Source organism: Curtobacterium phyllosphaerae (assembly GCF_049341865.1).
GTDB lineage: Bacteria > Actinomycetota > Actinomycetes > Actinomycetales > Microbacteriaceae > Curtobacterium > Curtobacterium phyllosphaerae.
In genome coordinates, this window is sequence record NZ_JBMPIU010000007.1 from 1 (window position 1) to 16,288 (window position 16,288).

The following is a 16,288-nucleotide window of genomic DNA, read 5'->3' on the forward strand; positions in this document are numbered from 1 at the left end:
AATGTGCACGCTGTTGAGTTCTCAAGGACCAGACGCACTCGACCATCCACCCGCAGGCTTCAGCACCGAGGCTGTGTTCCGTTCACTCCGCAGAGCCCCGTCATCCGGGTCAGTGTTGTGGAGTGGTCCCGCTTGAGGATCGTCGGGGGCCGTACTGCATCCCGATGTTCATCGAGATCGTCTCAGCCGCTCCGCCGCCCTGTGGGGTGACGAGGGATTACTTTACGCAGACCTCGCCTGACGTGCCAAACCAGCCGCCCGCCGGGCGTGTCGCGGTGCTGCGGGCATCCCCCGGGCCTCCCGGTCGACACAGGCCGGCGGCCGCGTCAGCGGCGGGCGAGCGCCGGGTTCGTGAGCGAGCCGATGCCGGAGATCGTCACCTCGACGACCTCGCCGTCGTGGACCTCCCCCACCCCGGCGGGCGTGCCGGTGAGGATCACGTCGCCCGGCAGCAGCGTCCAGATCGACGAGACGAACTCGACGATCGTCGGGATGTCGTGCACCATCTCGGACGTCGACGCCGCTTGTCGGAGGTCACCGTCCACGCGGGTCTCGATCCGGACGTCGGACGGGTCGAGGTCCGTCTCGATCACCGGGCCGAGCGGGCAGAAGGTGTCGAACCCCTTCGCGCGCGTCCACTGCCCGTCCCGTGCGGCGAGGTCGAACGCGGTGACGTCGTTGGCGATCGTGTACCCGAGGATGACGTCGGCGAAGTCCTCGCGGCGGACGTTCTTGGCGACCGACCCGATGACGATCGCGAGCTCACCCTCGAACCGCACCCGCCCGGCCGACTCCGGGATCCGGATCGGGTCGCCAGGACCGACGACGGCGGTGTTCGGCTTGAGGAACACCAGCGGGTCGTCGGGGGCGTCGAAGTCGAGCTCCGCGACGTGGTCCGAGTAGTTGAGTCCGATGCCGACCACCTTCGACCGCGGGATCACCGGCGCGAGGAGCGTCGCGGCCTTCCGGTCCACGCGCTCCCCCGTCGGCTCGAAGCCCTGGAAGAGCGGATCGCCGGCGAGGACCACGATGGCCTGCTCGTCGAGGATGCCGTAGCGGGGGTCTTCACCCTGGGTGCTGAACCGTGCGATCTTCACGGGACGAGCCTAGTGACCCGGCGCAGGCATCCCGTCGGTCAGCTGCAGCATCCACCCGTGCGGGTCGGCACGCCGACCGTACTGGATGTCCGTCAGTTCGTCGCGGAGGGACATCGTCAGCTCGCCCGGACCGTCGGTCGGCGACCCGATCGTGAACCCGTCCCCCCGCAGCTCCGCGATCGGCGTCACGACCGCGGCGGTCCCGCACGCGAACGCCTCGACGATCGACCCGTCCGCCACGCCGTCGCGCCACTCGTCGAGCGTCACGGGACGCTTCTCGACGCGCAGGCCGCGGTCCTCCGCGAGCTGCAGGATCGAGTCGCGGGTGATCCCCTCGAGGATGCTCTCGGAGTCCGGCGTGATCAGGGTGCCGTCGTCCCGGACGAGCACCACGTTCATCCCGCCGAGTTCCTCGAGGTAGCGGCCCTCGACGGGGTCGAGGAACATGACCTGCTGGCAGCCGTGCTCGTAGGCCTCCTGCTGTGGGAGGAGCGACGCGGCGTAGTTCCCGCCGGTCTTCGCCGCCCCCGTCCCGCCCTTGCCGGCGCGGCCGTACTCGGTCGAGAGCCAGATCGACACCGGCTCCGGGCCCGAGGAGAAGTACGCGCCGGCCGGACTGGCGATGACGTGGAAGGCGGCCTCGTGTGCGGCGCGGACCCCGAGGAACGACTCGGTCGCGATCATGAACGGGCGGAGGTACAGGCTCGTCTCCGCCGCGTTCGGCACCCACCGGACGTCGGTCGCGACGAGTCGGGTGATCGCCTCGACGAACAGCTCCGTCGGGAGTTCGGGCAGCGCGAGCCGCCGGGCGGAGCGCTGGAACCGGCCGGCGTTCGACGTCGGTCGGAACGTCCAGACCGAGCCGTCCTCGTGGCGGTAGGCCTTCAGTCCCTCGAAGATCTCCTGGCCGTAGTGCAGCACGCTCGCGCTCGGGTCGAGCGTGATCGGACCGTACGGGTGGATCGACGCGTCGTGCCATCCGGCGTCCACGGACCACTCGATGGTCGCCATGTGGTCGGTGAAGTGCTTGCCGAAGCCCGGGTCGCTGAGGATCGTCTCGCGCTCGGCCTCGGCGCGGAGTCCCCGGGACGGGGTCGTCGTGAACGACGTCGCGAACACGGTCGTGTCGGTGTTGGTCATTGCTGGACTCCTGTCGGACGACGACGGTCGGGTCGGTCTCGGTGGGGACCGCGACCCGGACGGGGACGAGCGGATCGGTCTCCGAGCAGACTACGACGTCGGGACGGCGCGCACCGCCGCGGCGATCGCGTCGCCGATCTCGGCCGTGCTGCGCTGCGTGTCCCCCCGGCCGGTGAGGTCGGCCTCGACGGCCCGCGTGACGGCCGCCGACTCTGCGCCGTGGCCGAGGTGGTCGAGGAGCAGTGCGACGGACAGGATGGCGGCCGTGGGGTCCGCTCGCTGCTGACCCGCGATGTCCGGTGCGGAACCGTGCACCGGCTCGAACATGCTCGGGAAGGTGCCGTCCGGGTTGACGTTCCCCGAGGCCGCCAGACCGATGCCGCCGCTGATCGCGCCGGCCAGGTCGGTGATGATGTCGCCGAAGAGGTTGTCCGTGACGATGACGTCGAACATGCCGGGCTCCCGGACCATGTGGATGGTCACCGCGTCGACGTGCTGGTAGTCGACCGCGACCTCGGGGTGCTCCGCCCCGACCGCCGCCACGGTCCGCTGCCAGAGGTCGCCCGCGTGCACGAGCACGTTGCTCTTGTGCACGAGCGTCAACCGGCGACGCGGACGGCGCTCCGCGAGGTCGAACGCGTACCGGACGACCCGCTCGACCCCGTACGCGGTGTTCAGCGACACCTCGGTCGCGATCTCGTGCGGTGTGCCCTTCCGGATCACGCCGCCGTTCCCGACGTAGGGCCCCTCGGTGCCCTCGCGGACCACCACGAAGTCGACCTCGCCGGGGTCCGCGAGCGGCGACACGACGCCCGGGTGGATGGTCGTCGGCCGCAGGTTCACGTAGTGGTCGAACGCGAACCGGAGCTTCAGCAGCAGCCCGCGCTCGATGATGCCGCCGGCGAGCCGGGGGTCCCTCGGGTCACCGCCGACCGCGCCGAGGAGGATGGCGTCGTGCCGGGCGAGGGCCGCCAGGTCGTCGTCGGTCAGGATCTCCCCGGTCTCGAGGTACCGGGTCGCGCCGAGCGGGTAGTCGGTCTCCGTGACCCGGACGGTGCCGCCGACCGCGACGCGGAGCACCTTGAGGGCCTCCTCGACGACCTCCGGTCCGATGCCGTCGCCGCGGATGACGGCCAGGTCGATGTCGGCGGTCACAGCGTGATGTCGATCTCGCGGAGCGACTCGGCCGCGATCGCGTCGCGCACCGTCTCGAGGAGTCCCGACGGCGCCGGCGAGTCGATGGTGAGGACGCTGAGCGCCTGTCCGCCGGCCTCGCGCCGAGCGATCTGCATGGCGGCGATGTTGATGCCCGCGTCGCCGAACTCCTTGCCGTACACCGCGACGATCCCGGGCCGGTCCGTGTAGACCATGACGACGTGGTGGCGCCCGAGGGGCACCTCGACGTCGTAGCCGTTGATCTCGACGATCTTCTCGATCTGCTTCGGGCCGGTCAGGGTCCCGGAGACGCTGATGGTCGGGCCGTCGGACTGCGCGCCGCGGATCGTCAGGACGTTGCGGTACTCCGGGCTCTGGTCGTCCGTGATGAGCCGCACGGTGACACCGCGCTGCTCGGCGAGGAGCGGCGCGTTCACGTAGCTCACCTGCTCGCTGACGACGTCGGTGAAGAGGCCCTTGAGCGCCGCGAGCTCCAGCACCGAGACGTCGTAGCGACTGAGCTCGCCGTGGACCTCGACGTCGACGTTCGTGACCGACGTGTCGGCGAGGCTCGCGAACACCTGCCCGAGCTTCTCCATCAGCGGGATGCCGGGGCGGACGTAGGGATCGATGACGCCGCCGGCGACGTTCACCGCGTCCGGCACGAGCTCCCCGCCGAGTGCGAGACGGACCGACTTGGCGACCGACACGCCCGCTTTCTCCTGCGCCTCGTCGGTCGAGGCGCCGAGGTGCGGCGTCACGACGACGTTCGGCAGGCTCGTGAGCGCGTCGTCCGTCGGCGGCTCGGTCACGAAGACGTCGAGTCCTGCGCCGGCGATGGTCCCGGCGCGGAGCGCCCGCGCGAGGGCGTCCTCATCGACGAGCCCGCCGCGCGCCACGTTGACGATGAACGACGACGGCTTCATGAGGGCGAACTGGTCGTCCGAGACCATGCCGAGCGTCTCCGGCGTCTTCGGCATGTGGATGGTCACGAAGTCCGAGCGCCGGAGCAGGTCGTCGAGGGAGACGAGTTCGACCCCGAGCTGCTGGGCACGGGCGGGGGTGACGTACGGGTCGTACGCGATGACGCTGACGCCGAACGCCTGCAGCCGCGCCGTGATGAGCGCCCCGATCCGCCCGAGTCCGATGATGCCGACGGTCTTCTCGTAGAGCTCGACACCGGTGTACTGCGACCGCTTCCAGGCCCCGCCGGCGAGCGAGGCGTGCGCCGCCGGGATGTGTCGTGCGAGGCTCAGGATGTGCCCGACGGTGAGCTCCGCCGCGGAGATGATGTTCGACGTCGGTGCGTTCACGACCATGACGCCGGCCGTGGTCGCGGCCTTGATGTCGACGTTGTCGAGGCCGACGCCGGCGCGGGCGATGACCTGCAGGTCCGGCGCCGCCGCGATGGCCTCCGCGTCGACCTTGGTCGCCGAGCGGACCAGGATCGCGTTCGCGTCGGCGAGGGCGGAGAGCAGCGCCGGACGGTCGGTGCCGTCCACCGTGCGGACGTCGAAGTCGGGCCCGAGGGCCTCGACGGTCGCGGGCGAGAGTTCTTCGGCGATCAGGACGACCGGCTTGGCCACGGGGTTCCTAACGAGAGGGGTCGGATGCGGATCCATGCTATCGACGCCGACGTCGCGTTACGCGCCGCGACCAGGCGCCGGACGGGAGGCTCGGGGGCGGCCCCGCCACGGGCCTCCCGTCCGACGGATCACAGGTTGAGGAGACTCGGCACGTAGAGCTGCAGGTCGAGCCAGACGACCCCGGCCGCGGCGAACGCGACGAAGAAGACGCCGACCATCCGCGCGAGCGTCGTCCGCCGTGTGACGAACCAGGCCACGACGTACGCGACGGGCGCCACCAGGACGTCGACGACGAGCCAGGTCCAGGGCACGCTCCGCGCGAGGGTCGCTCCCCCGTTGCCGGTCACGAACGCGTTGAACGCGTGCACGTTCTGCACCACGGTCACGAGGTTGCCGATGCTCTGCCAGAGCACGTAGGCCGAGAGCAGGCCGAAGACGACCCGGACCACGATGCGACCGGTGGTCCCGGAGCGGTTGCCGTCCGTGGTCGCCAGTGGTTCGACGGCGCTCACCCGAAGCTCCTCGTCATCACGAACGGCCACGGGACGAGGACGACGAGCCCGAGCAGCAGCCAGAGGAACCGGGTGCGCGTCCTGGCGGCGGCACCGACCCACAGCGTCACCGTGAACCACGCCGCCGGCGCGACGATCGCGAGGACCCGGAGCACCTCGACCGCGATCGTCAGGAGCGCGTCGGCACCGGACACGTACTGCGTCGACGCGGTGATCAGCCAGGCGACCGTGTACAGCAGGTAGACCGCACCGACGACGCCCATGCCGACCAGGCTGCCGGACCCCGTCGGCGCGTCCGGGTCGTGTTCCCGACGTTGCTTCGTCCGGACGACGTTGTCCGGGGCGTCGACGTACGTGGCGTCGCGGTCGTCGCCCCAGGAGAGCGCGTCGTCGTCGTGCTCGCCCGCGGGCGGGGCCTCGTGCGGCGCGTGGTCGGCCGGACCGGCCGGGGAGGCGGCGTCCGCCGGGGAGGCGGCGTCCGTCGGGGAGGCGGCGTCCCGGGGAGTGCTCATGCGTCCAGTGTAGAAGCGACGACCTCGCGCACCGCCGGGAACAGCGGGTGGCTCTCCATGAGTCCGGTGAGGATCTCGGTGAGCGCGTGGGCCGTCGCGCCGGAGCGCAGCAGCGCGTGCAGCTCGATGGACTCGGGATCGTCCTGGTCGTCGAACTCGAGGGCGACGCGGACGGCTCCGAGCAGGTGGTCGACCGGGAGCCCGCGTTCGGCGAGCTGTGCCGCGGGGCCGATGAACCGCTCGCGTCGACCGAGCTTCCGGAGCGGGTTCCGCCCGACGCGGGCGGTCGTGTCCGGCAGGAGCGGGTTCGCGATGCGGGCGAGGTTCGCCTCGACGTACCGAGCGTGCTCCGCCGGGTCGAACCCGTGCTTGGCGACGAGGAGGGCGGTGGTCTCGGCGAGGACACCGTCGACCTCCGGGCGGACGTCACGGTCCTCGAGCGCTTCGCGGATGAGCCGGATGCCCCGGACGAACCCGTGGTAGGCCGCCGTCGCGTGCGCGGTGTTCACCGTGTAGAGCTTCCGCTCGACGAACGGCTGGATGTCGTCGACCCAGGTGACGCCGTCGATCTCCGGGTGCTGCGTCCCCGCCCGTTCGAACGGTCCGCGCTCGATGACCCACTCGTAGAACGGCTCGAGCACGACGTCGAGGCCGTTCGCCTCGCCCACCACGCCGACCTGCTCCGGGACGATGCGGTCGATCGCGCAGTTCGCGAACACGGCGTCGATGTCGCGGTCCTCGAGCACCGGTGCACGCCGGATGCTCGCGTGCAGGGCATCGGTGGCGTTCAGCGCGTTCTCGCACGCGACGATCGCCACCGGACCGGCCTCGGCGGCGCGGGCGGCGAGGCCCTCGGCGATCACCGGTGCGACGAGCGGGAGCGTCCGCGCACCGACCGCGGTCGTGACGACGTCGGCCGCTGCGATCGCAGCGACGACGTTCGCGCGGTCGGTCTTGCTGTTGCGGGCGCGGAACCCGGTGACGACGTGGTCGACCGGGACGTCGCCGACCTCGTGGACCACGAAGCGGCCGGTGTCGTTCAGGGCCGTCACGACGCGGTCGTCGACGTCGACGAAGGTGAGGTCGTAGCCGCTCGCTGCGAGGAACTGACCCACGAATCCGCGGCCGATCTTGCCGGCGCCGATGTGGACCGCTCGTCTCGTCACCGCCATCCTGCGATCCTCCCACGGGCCGGGGACCGGTTCGGACGCGCAGACCGGTCGATGCGGGCACGGACCGTCCACGAGGGTCGAGGAACGGTCGACGGAACGACCGCGGACACCGGGATGACGGCGGGAGTCGGGGCTTCGGTCTGCTGCATAACGTTCGGGTCACATCGCGAGGCGGCGGTGCGGGTGCACCGCCGCCTCGTCGTCGAGGGGATGCCTGCGACTCTAGCGGGCCGCCGAACCGTCGACGTAGTCGGAGTCGGTCTGCTTCCACGCGAACAGCTTGCGCAGCTCGCGCCCCGTCGCCTCGATCGGGTGGCCCTCGCCCTGCTCGCGGAGCGCCGTGAACTCCGGTGCGCCGGCGTCCTGGTCGTCGATGAAGCGCTTCGCGAAGGCGCCGGACTGGATGTCGTCGAGGACGGCCTTCATGTTGTCCTTGACGTGCGGGTCGATGACGCGCGGGCCGGAGACGTAGTCGCCGAACTCGGCGGTGTCGGAGACCGACCAGCGCTGCTTGGTGAGGCCGCCCTCCCAGATCAGGTCGACGATCAGCTTGAGTTCGTGGAGGACCTCGAAGTAGGCGATCTGCGGCTGGTAGCCGGCCTCGACCAGGGTCTCGAAGCCGTACTGGATGAGCTGCGACGTGCCACCGCAGAGGACGGCCTGCTCGCCGAACAGGTCGGTCTCGGTCTCCTCGGTGAAGGTGGTCTTGATGCCGCCGGACCGGAGCCCGCCGATCGCCTTGCTGTAGCTCCACGCGAGGTCCCAGGCGGCACCCGAGGCATCGACCTCGACCGCGACGATGACGGGGACGCCCCGGCCGGCCTCGTACTCGCGGCGGACGGTGTGACCGGGGCCCTTCGGGGCAACGAGCAGGACGTCGACGCCCTCCGGTGCCTCGATGTAGCCGAAGCGGATGTTGAAGCCGTGTCCGAAGACGAGCGCCGCGCCGTCGGTGAGGTTCGGCTGGATCTCGTCCTTGTAGACGTGACGCTGGACCTGGTCCGGCGCGAGGATGACGACGACGTCGGCCCACTTGGTGGCCTCGGCCGGCGTCTGGACGGTGAACCCGGCCTCCTCGGCCTTGCTGCGGCTCTTCGAGCCCTCCTGCAGGCCCACGACGACCTCGACGCCGGAGTCGCGGAGGTTCAGCGCGTGCGCGTGGCCCTGCGAGCCGTAGCCGATGACGGCGACCTTCTTGCCCTGGATGATCGACAGGTCGGCGTCGGCGTCGTACACGATGTCAGTCACGGTGATGGTTCTCCTTGTTGGTGTTCGTTGTCGTTGTCGTCCGCGAGCGCTCGCGCCGGGTCAGCGCGGCACGCGGTCGGTGATGCTCTTCGGGCCGCGCCCCATGCCGAGGAGCCCCGCCCGTGCGAGTTCCTTGATGCCGTACGGCTCGAGGACCCGCATGATGGCCTGGATCTTGCCGGGGTCGCCGGTGACCTCGACGACGAGCGAGTCCGTGGCGACGTCGACGACGCTCGCGCGGAACAGGTTCACCGCCTCGAGCACCTGCGACCGGGTCTGGTTGTCGACGCGCACCTTGATGAGCATGTGCTCGCGCTGCACGGACTGCGAGAACTCGAGCTCGACGATCTTGATCACGTTGATGAGCTTGTTGAGCTGCTTCGTGACCTGCTCGAGCGGGAGGTCCTCGACGTCGACGACGACCGTGATCCGGGACAGCCCCGGGACCTCCGTCGTGCCGACGGCGAGCGACTCGATGTTGAACCCACGCCGGGCGAACAGCCCGGCGACGCGGGTCAGCAGACCCGGTTTGTCCTCCACCAGGAGGGACAGGACGTGGCTCATGCGGGCCTCCCGGTCATGTCGGCGTCCTCGTCGTCCCAGCTCGGGGCGAGTTCGCGGGCGTGCTGGATCGCGGAGTTGCTGACGCCCTGGGGCACCATCGGCCAGACCATCGAGTCGCGGCTGACCACGAAGTCGATGACGACCGGCCGGTCGTTCGTGTCGAGCGCCAGCTGGATCGCGGCGTCGATCTCGGACTCCTCGGTCACCCGGATGCCGAGTGCGCCGTATGCGTCGGCGAGCTTGACGAAGTCCGGGACCATCCGGGAACCGTGCCCGGTGTCGAGGTCGGTGAACGAGTGCCGGCCGTCGTAGAACAGCGTCTGCCACTGGCGCACCATGCCGAGCGAGGAGTTGTTGATGATCGCGACCTTGATCGGGATGTCGTTGATGACGCAGGTCGCGAGTTCCTGGTTCGTCATCTGGAAGCAGCCGTCGCCGTCGATCGCCCAGACCACACGGTCCGGCTGTCCGACCTTGGCGCCCATCGCGGCGGGGACCGAGTAGCCCATGGTCCCGGCGCCGCCGGAGTTCAGCCAGGCGTTCGGCCGTTCGTACCGGATGAACTGCGCCGACCACATCTGGTGCTGTCCGACGCCGGACGCGAACACGCCCTCCGGCCCGGTCATCTCACCGATGCGCTGGATCACCTTCTGCGGGGCGAGCAGGCCGTCCTCGGGCTCGGCGTACCCGAGGGGGAAGTCGCGCTTCAGGGACTGCAGGCGCTCCCACCACGCGGTGGTGTCGGCGCGGTCGTCGGCGGGGATCTCGCCCCACGCGGCGAGCAGGTCGACGATGACCTCGCGGGCGTCACCGACGATCGGGACGTCCGCGAACCGGATCTTCGAGATCTCGGCGGGGTCGATGTCGACGTGCACGACCTTGGCGTCCGGGGCGAACTCGTCGGCCTTGCCGGTGACACGGTCGTCGAAGCGTGCGCCGAGCGCGACGATCAGGTCGCTCTCCTGCAGCCCGAGGACGGCGGGCACCGTGCCGTGCATGCCCGGCATGCCGAGGTGCTGCGGATGCGAGTCCGGAAAGGCGCCGCGGGCCATCAGGGTCGTCACGACCGGGACCCCGGTGGCGTCCGCGAGTCGGAGCAGCTCGGCCGAGGCGCCCGAGCGGATGACGCCGCCGCCGACGTAGAACACCGGGCGGGTGGCCTCGGCGAGGAGCTGGGCGGCCGCGGTGATCTGCTTGCCGTGCGCCTTCGTGACGGGACGGTAGCCGGGCAGGTCGACCTTCGGCGGCCACACGTACGGCGCCGAGTTCTGCTGGGCGTCCTTGGTGATGTCGACGAGCACCGGGCCGGGGCGCCCGGTGGTGGCGATCTGGTACGCCGCCGCGATCGTCGCCGGGACGTCCTCCGGCTTCGTCACGAGGAACGAGTGCTTCGTGATCGGCATCGTGATGCCGACGATGTCGGCCTCCTGGAACGCGTCGGTGCCCATCAGCGTCGAGAACACCTGCCCGGTGATCGCGATGAACGGGACGGAGTCCATGTAGGCGTCCGCGATGGCGGTGACGAGGTTCGTCGCGCCCGGTCCGGACGTGGCGATGGCGACGCCGACGCGACCGGAAGCCGCGGCGTAGCCCTCGGCAGCGTGTCCGGCGCCCTGCTCGTGCCGGACGAGGATGTGTCGGATCGCGGTCGAGGCCATGAGCTCGTCGTAGAACGGGATGATCGCGCCGCCCGGGAGCCCGAAGACGTCGGTGATCCCGAGGTGTTCGAGCGAGCGCAGCACGGCACCGGATCCGGTGAGGATCTCGGGGCTGCGACGGGCTCCCGCGGCGGACAGCGGAGTTGCTTCCGTGGGCATGGGGGTCCTTGCCGTAGATGGTGGATCGGACGACCCGCACGGGCGCGGGTCGGACTCGGCTCAGCCGGTGACCGCGCCCCTGGCTGCGGACTGGACGAGCTTGGAGTACTTCGCGAGGACTCCGCGGGTGTACCGCGGGGGCAGCGGAGCCCAGCCGTCACGGCGGGACTCCAGCTCGGCCGGGTCGACCAGTAGGTCGAGCGTGCGAGCTGCGATGTCGACCCGAATCTGGTCACCATCGCGCACGAAGGCCACAGGACCTGCGTCCACTGCCTCCGGTGCTATGTGGCCGATGCACAGGCCGGTTGTGCCGCCCGAGAATCGTCCGTCGGTCAAGAGTAGTACATCCTTGCCGAGGCCAGCGCCCTTGATGGCCGCCGTGATGGCGAGCATCTCGCGCATCCCGGGTCCGCCCTTGGGGCCCTCGTACCGGATGACGACGACGTCGCCCTTCTGCACGGTCCCCTCGGTCAGGGCGTCCATCGCCGCGCGCTCGCGGTCGAACACGCGGGCCGGACCCTGGAAGACCTCGGCGTCGAAGCCGGCGGTCTTGACGACGGCGCCCTCCGGCGCGAACGTCCCCTGCAGGATCGTCAGGCCGCCGGTGGCGTGGATCGGGTCGTCGAGCTTCCGCATCACCTTGCCGTCGAGCGCCGGCGGGTCGATCTCGGCGAGGTTCTCGGCGAGGGTCCTGCCGGTGACCGTGAGGCAGTCGCCGTGCAGGAGCCCGGCGTCGAGCAGGGCCTTCATCACGACGGGGATGCCTCCGTTCCGGTCGACGTCGACCATGACGTACTGCCCGAACGGCTTCATGTCGGCGATGTGCGGGACCTTCGACCCGATGCGGTTGAAGTCGTCGAGGGTGAGCTCGACCTCGGCCTCGTGCGCGATCGCGAGCAGGTGGAGCACGGCGTTCGTCGAGCCGCCGAGGGCCATGAGGACGGTGATCGCGTTCTCGAAGGCCTCGCGCGTCAGGATCTGCCGCGCGGTGATGCCGAGCCGCAGCATGTTCACGACGGCCTCGCCGGAGCGGTGCGCGTAGTAGTCGCGGCGACGGTCGGCCGACGGCGGGGCGGCCGACCCCGGGAGGCTCATGCCGAGTGCCTCGGCCAGGGACGCCATCGTGTTCGCGGTGTACATCCCGCCACAGGCGCCTTCGCCCGGGACGATCGCGCACTCGATCTTCTTCAGCTCCTCCTCGGTCATGGTGCCGGCCTTGCACGCGCCGACGCCCTCGAACGAGTCGATGATCGTGACCTGCTTCTCCGTGCCGTCGGCCTGCTTCACGTAGCCCGGCATCACCGAGCCCGCGTAGAGGAACACGCTCGCGAGGTCGAGCCGGGCGGCCGCCATGAGCATCCCCGGGAGCGACTTGTCGCAGCCGGCGAGGAGCACCGACCCGTCGAGGCGCTCGGCGTTCATCACGGTCTCGACGCTGTCCGCGATGACCTCACGGGAGACGAGCGAGAAGTGCATGCCCTCGTGGCCCATCGAGATGCCGTCGGACACCGAGATCGTGCCGAACTGCAGCGGGTAGCCCCCGCCCGAGTGCACGCCTTCCTTCGCTCCCTGCGCGAGGCGGTCGAGCGACAGGTTGCACGGCGTGATCTCGTTCCACGACGAGGCGATGCCGATCTGGGGCTTGTCCCAGTCCGCGTCGCCCATGCCGACGGCACGGAGCATCCCTCGGGACGTGGTGGCTTCTATCCCGTCGGTGACGACTCGTGACCGGGGCTTGACGTCGATATCAGGCATGGAGCGAGTCTACGACGAAGTGGGATACCACCCGCGCACGTCGGGACCGGCGCCCGGTCACCGCGTCGCGCGGAGCCGCGCGAGCGCCTTCAGCACGTCCGTCAGCGCGGCCGGGTCGGCGACCCGGTACCGGGCGGCGGTGTCGCCCGGTCCGACCTTGACGCCGAGGTCCGCGTCGTCCTGGTCGAGGACGCCGAAGCCGTCCTCGTCGGTCACGTCGTCCCCGGCGAACACCACCGCGTCGGCCTGGAGGATCGTCCGCAGTCGGGCGATCGCGTCGCCCTTCGTGACGTGTCGGATCGAGAACTCCAGGATGTCCTTGCCGGCGCGGACGTGCACGTCCGGGTGGACGGCGGCCACGGCCGCCCGCGCGTCGTCGTCGGCGGCACGGGCCTCGTCCGGCGAGACCCGACGGGTGTGCACGCCGTGCCCGGCCGGCTTGTGCTCGATGACGACCCCGGGGTGCCGGGCGCCGACCTCGTCGAGGACGGCGCCGACGTCGGCGACGGCGGCCCGCTCGTCCGGGGTGAGGGCCTCGGACGACTCGCCGGCCACGCGCCACTCGACGCCGTGCGAGCCGATGAGCGACATGCTCGACGGTGCGTGTGTGACGCGCTCGAGGCTGCCGAGTGAACGGCCGGAGACGAGCACGACGTGTGTGTCCCTGGCGCGGTCGAGCGTCAGGACGGCGGCCCAGGAGCCGGGGAGCGCGCCGACCTGGGCGGGCTCGTCGGCGAAGGGTGCGAGCGTGCCGTCGAAGTCGAGGGCGACGAGGAGCGTCCCGGCTGCCGCGGTGCGTTCCACCGCCGCGCGGATGCGGGTCGCGTCGTCCGTCGTGACGCCGACCGCGTCGGTGCCGGTGCCGGTCTGCTCGGCCATGTCGTTCCTCCAGTGCGAAGCGGATGGTGCGCGGGTCGTGCCGCCGGGCTGCGTGGGTCGTGCCGCCGGGCTGTGGAGCGGGTGTCCGCGGGTCAGGCGTTGTCGCGGCCCTCGACCGCGACCGTGTCCGCATGCTCGACCGCACGCTCGTCGCCGGCGTCCACCGAGTCCGGGTCGATGCCGGGGCCCCGCGTGTGGCGGTCGAGCGCCTCGATGAACAGCCGCGACCACCGGGCGACGTCGTTGTCCTTGACGCGCTTGCGGAGCGCACGCATCCGGGTCGAGCGCTCCCGGCGCGGCATCTCCATCGCCCGGGTGACGGTGTCCTTCAGCGCCTCGATGTCGTGCGGGTTGATGAGGAGTGCCTGGCGGAGCTCGTCCGCGGCACCGGCGAACTCGGAGAGCACGAGGACGCCGTCGTTGTCGAAGCGGCTCGCGACGTACTCCTTCGCGACGAGGTTCATGCCGTCGCGGAGCGCCGTCACGAGCATGATGTCGGCGGCGAGGTAGAGCGCCACCATCTCCTCGCGCGGGTAGCCGTGGTGCAGGTACGCGATCGGCTGGTGGCTGATGGTGCCGAGGTCGCCGTTGATCCGCCCGACCATCAGCTCGATGTCGTCGCGGAGCGTGATGTACGTGTCGACACGCTCGCGGCTCGGGCTCGCGACCTGGACGAGGGTGGCGTCCTCGACCGCGACGCGGCCGTCCTCGATGAGCTCGCCGAACGCCTTGATGCGGTGCCGGATGCCCTTGGTGTAGTCGAGGCGGTCGACGCCGAGCAGCACGGTCGTCGGGTTGCCGAGCCCCGCGCGGATCTCCGCGGCACGCGCCTGGACCTCGGGGCGGCGCGCGATCTCCTCGTAGCTGTCGGCGTCGATCGAGATCGGGAAGTGCCGCGCCTCGACGTGCCGGACGGTGATGCCGCGACGGCTCCTCGGCGCGTCGGGGTCGTCCACCGGCACGTCCACGAGGGTGCCCTTGGTCGTGTAGCCCTTGATGTGCCGGACGGCCCGGAGGAAGTTCGAGGCGTCGTCCTGGCGCTGGAAGCCGATGACGTCCGCGCCGAGCAGCCCGTCGATGATCTGGGCGCGCCACGGGAGCTGCGCGTAGATGCCGACCGGCGGGAACGGGATGTGGTTGAAGAAGCCGATCGTGACGTCCGGACGGAGCTCGCGGATCATCCGCGGGACGAGCTGCAGCTGGTAGTCCTGCACCCAGACGACGCCGTCCTGCTCGGTGACGGCGGCGGCGGCCTCGGCGAACCGCTCGTTGACGCGCTTGTACGCGTTCCACCAGTCGCGATGGTAGGTCGGCTGCTCGATGACGTCGTGGTACAGCGGCCAGAGCGTGTCGTTGCTGAAGCCCTCGTAGTAGTCCCGGATCTCGTCCTCGGACAGCGGGACGGGGACGATGTGGATGCCGTCGTTGTCGAACGGGTCGACGCTGATCTCCGCGTGGCCGGCCCAGCCGACCCAGGCACCGTCGTTGGCACGCATCACCGGCTCGAGCGCCGTGACGAGTCCGCCGGGCGAGTGCCGCCAGCCCTCGGTGCCGTCGTCGTCGACCACCCGGTCGACGGGGAGCCGGTTCGAGACCACCACGAAGCCGTAGGTGGTCGGGTCCTGCTCGGCGGCGTCCTGCTCGGCGGCGTCCTGCTCGACTGGGGGCATGTTCTGGCGGTTCTCCGTTCGACGCTCCCCAGGCAGCGGTGGTCCCGGTCGGGGTCGAGTGCGCGCCGGAGGGCCGGTCCAGGCTACCAGCGGGGGTGACCGTCCGGCGGGGCGGCGGTGCGTGCGGTGCAGTCGGACGGTCGTCGCGTAGCGTCGTCCGCATGACACGCACCAGGGCCTGGCGGGACGGTTCCGTCGAGGCGGAGGGCTTCCCCGTCGCCGACACGTCGGACCACCTCGAGCACGACGACGGCATGGTCTGGATCGACTTCACCGACCCGTCGGCCGACGACCTCGCCCAGGTCGAGGAGGAGCTCGGCGTCCACGAGCTCGCGAGCGAGGACGCATTGGAACCCGGGCAGCGCACCAAGCTCGACCGCTACCGCGGCGGCCTGTTCCTCGTCGTGCACGACATCACCCGTCCGCGATCGGTCGACCCGGACGACGCCACGCTGGTCTCGCGCGAGGTGAAGGCGTTCATCACGCCCCGCGCCCTCGTCACGATGCACGGTGCCGACTTCGACATGGACGAGATCGTCCGCCGATGGGACGCGAACGCCGACCTCGCGACGCACGGTGTGCCGTTCCTCGTCTGGGGGCTCCTCGACGGGGTGGTCGACCACGCGACGACCGCCGTCGAGCAGATGGACGAGATGGTCGACCGGCTGGAGAGCGACCTGTTCGACACCGATGCCCGGACGGCCGGGATCCAGCGGCGGTCGTTCGGGCTCCGGAAGTCGCTCGGGACGATCCGGAGGCTGGTCGTCCCGATGCACGACGTGATCCAGTCGATCCTGCACGGGGACGCCGACCGGCTCACCGACGGCATCCGCCCGTACTTCCGCGACGTCGCCGACCACGTGGCGAGCGTCGCCGACGAGACCGACTCACTGCGGGACACGGTCGCGAGCGTCCTCGACACCAACCTGAACCTCGCGTCGAACCGGCAGAACCTCGTGATGAAGAAGGTGACGAGCTGGGCGGCGATCATCGCGATCCCGACCGCGATCACCGGGTTCTTCGGTCAGAACGTCACGTTCCCCGGGGAGAGTTCGTGGAGCGGCCTGGTGATCTCCCTCGTGCTCATCATCGGCACGAGCGTGACCCTGTACGGCGTGTTCAAGCGCAAGGACTGGTTGTAGGAACGCGGGCGTCGCGGGCGCCCGGGGCCTCGTTCGCGT

The 16,288-nt window shown here is 70.6% G+C and carries 14 protein-coding genes; 1 reads left to right on the forward strand and 13 read right to left on the reverse strand.

From position 1 onward, the window contains the following. Positions 1–326 precede the first annotated feature (326 nt). The 13 genes from ACO0E0_RS12875 to otsA form a co-directional block, all read right to left on the reverse strand. The gene (locus tag ACO0E0_RS12875; RefSeq protein WP_422871836.1) at positions 327–1,097 is read right to left on the reverse strand and encodes a fumarylacetoacetate hydrolase family protein; all 771 of its coding nucleotides are present in this window, start codon (positions 1,095–1,097) and stop codon (positions 327–329) included. A 9-nt stretch (positions 1,098–1,106) separates the two neighbouring features. Next, a complete protein-coding gene (locus ACO0E0_RS12880) occupies positions 1,107–2,237 on the reverse strand; it encodes a branched-chain amino acid aminotransferase (protein WP_422871837.1) in 1,131 nt (376 codons plus the stop codon). Positions 2,238–2,327: 90 nt separating this feature from the next. Then, a complete protein-coding gene (locus tag ACO0E0_RS12885; RefSeq protein ID WP_422871838.1) occupies positions 2,328–3,392 on the reverse strand; it encodes a 3-isopropylmalate dehydrogenase in 1,065 nt (354 codons plus the stop codon). Further along, a complete protein-coding gene (gene serA / locus ACO0E0_RS12890; RefSeq protein WP_422871839.1) occupies positions 3,389–4,978 on the reverse strand; it encodes a phosphoglycerate dehydrogenase in 1,590 nt (529 codons plus the stop codon). Before serA ends, ACO0E0_RS12885 begins: the two co-directional genes overlap by 4 nt. 128 nt (positions 4,979–5,106) lie before the next feature. After that, positions 5,107–5,490 carry a hypothetical protein gene (locus ACO0E0_RS12895; protein ID WP_422871840.1) on the reverse strand — a complete coding sequence of 128 codons (384 nt, stop codon included), beginning with the start codon at positions 5,488–5,490 and terminating at the stop codon, positions 5,107–5,109. Beyond that, on the reverse strand, positions 5,487–6,002 hold the full coding sequence (locus ACO0E0_RS12900; protein ID WP_422871841.1) for a hypothetical protein: 516 nt from the start codon (positions 6,000–6,002) through the stop codon (positions 5,487–5,489). Before ACO0E0_RS12900 ends, ACO0E0_RS12895 begins: the two co-directional genes overlap by 4 nt. Further along, entirely contained in the window at positions 5,999–7,174 is a 1,176-nt protein-coding gene (locus tag ACO0E0_RS12905) for a mannitol-1-phosphate 5-dehydrogenase (RefSeq protein ID WP_422871842.1), read from the reverse strand. The genes ACO0E0_RS12900 and ACO0E0_RS12905 overlap by 4 nt, the downstream gene beginning before the upstream one ends. 222 nt (positions 7,175–7,396) lie before the next feature. After that, entirely contained in the window at positions 7,397–8,422 is a 1,026-nt protein-coding gene (gene ilvC / locus ACO0E0_RS12910; RefSeq protein ID WP_422871843.1) for a ketol-acid reductoisomerase, read from the reverse strand. A gap of 60 nt (positions 8,423–8,482) precedes the next feature. Next, positions 8,483–8,986: an acetolactate synthase small subunit gene (gene ilvN / locus ACO0E0_RS12915; RefSeq protein WP_422871844.1), complete on the reverse strand. Its 504-nt coding sequence runs from the start codon at positions 8,984–8,986 to the stop codon at positions 8,483–8,485. Further along, on the reverse strand, positions 8,983–10,803 hold the full coding sequence (locus ACO0E0_RS12920) for an acetolactate synthase large subunit (protein ID WP_422871845.1): 1,821 nt from the start codon (positions 10,801–10,803) through the stop codon (positions 8,983–8,985). Before ACO0E0_RS12920 ends, ilvN begins: the two co-directional genes overlap by 4 nt. A gap of 60 nt (positions 10,804–10,863) precedes the next feature. Then, on the reverse strand, positions 10,864–12,558 hold the full coding sequence (ilvD, locus tag ACO0E0_RS12925) for a dihydroxy-acid dehydratase (protein WP_422871846.1): 1,695 nt from the start codon (positions 12,556–12,558) through the stop codon (positions 10,864–10,866). 57 nt (positions 12,559–12,615) lie between these two features. Continuing rightward, positions 12,616–13,437 (reverse strand): trehalose-phosphatase, encoded by an 822-nt coding sequence (gene otsB / locus ACO0E0_RS12930; protein ID WP_422871847.1) that lies wholly within the window; start codon positions 13,435–13,437, stop codon positions 12,616–12,618. A gap of 92 nt (positions 13,438–13,529) precedes the next feature. Further along, complete coding sequence (gene otsA, locus ACO0E0_RS12935; RefSeq protein WP_422871848.1) at positions 13,530–15,107, reverse strand: alpha,alpha-trehalose-phosphate synthase (UDP-forming); 1,578 nt, start codon at positions 15,105–15,107, stop codon at positions 13,530–13,532. A gap of 161 nt (positions 15,108–15,268) precedes the next feature. On the opposite strand from otsA, the gene ACO0E0_RS12940 reads away from it, so the two are divergent. After that, positions 15,269–16,249, forward strand: a complete 981-nt coding sequence (locus tag ACO0E0_RS12940) for a magnesium transporter CorA family protein (RefSeq protein WP_422871849.1) — start codon at positions 15,269–15,271, stop codon at positions 16,247–16,249. Positions 16,250–16,288: the final 39 nt, after the last annotated feature.

Excerpts from the sequence above, each read along its gene's own strand:
- ACO0E0_RS12880 (WP_422871837.1), bottom strand. The coding sequence starts at position 2,237 with ATGACCAACACCGACACGACCGTGTTCGCGACGTCGTTCACGACGACC.
- ACO0E0_RS12900 (WP_422871841.1), bottom strand. The coding sequence starts at position 6,002 with ATGAGCACTCCCCGGGACGCCGCCTCCCCGACGGACGCCGCCTCCCCG.
- ACO0E0_RS12905 (WP_422871842.1), bottom strand. The coding sequence starts at position 7,174 with ATGGCGGTGACGAGACGAGCGGTCCACATCGGCGCCGGCAAGATCGGC.
- ilvN (WP_422871844.1), bottom strand. The coding sequence starts at position 8,986 with ATGAGCCACGTCCTGTCCCTCCTGGTGGAGGACAAACCGGGTCTGCTG.
- ACO0E0_RS12920 (WP_422871845.1), bottom strand. The coding sequence starts at position 10,803 with ATGCCCACGGAAGCAACTCCGCTGTCCGCCGCGGGAGCCCGTCGCAGC.
- ilvD (WP_422871846.1), bottom strand. The coding sequence starts at position 12,558 with ATGCCTGATATCGACGTCAAGCCCCGGTCACGAGTCGTCACCGACGGG.
- otsB (WP_422871847.1), bottom strand. The coding sequence starts at position 13,437 with ATGGCCGAGCAGACCGGCACCGGCACCGACGCGGTCGGCGTCACGACG.
- otsA (WP_422871848.1), bottom strand. The coding sequence starts at position 15,107 with ATGCCCCCAGTCGAGCAGGACGCCGCCGAGCAGGACGCCGCCGAGCAG.
- ACO0E0_RS12940 (WP_422871849.1), top strand. The coding sequence starts at position 15,269 with ATGACACGCACCAGGGCCTGGCGGGACGGTTCCGTCGAGGCGGAGGGC.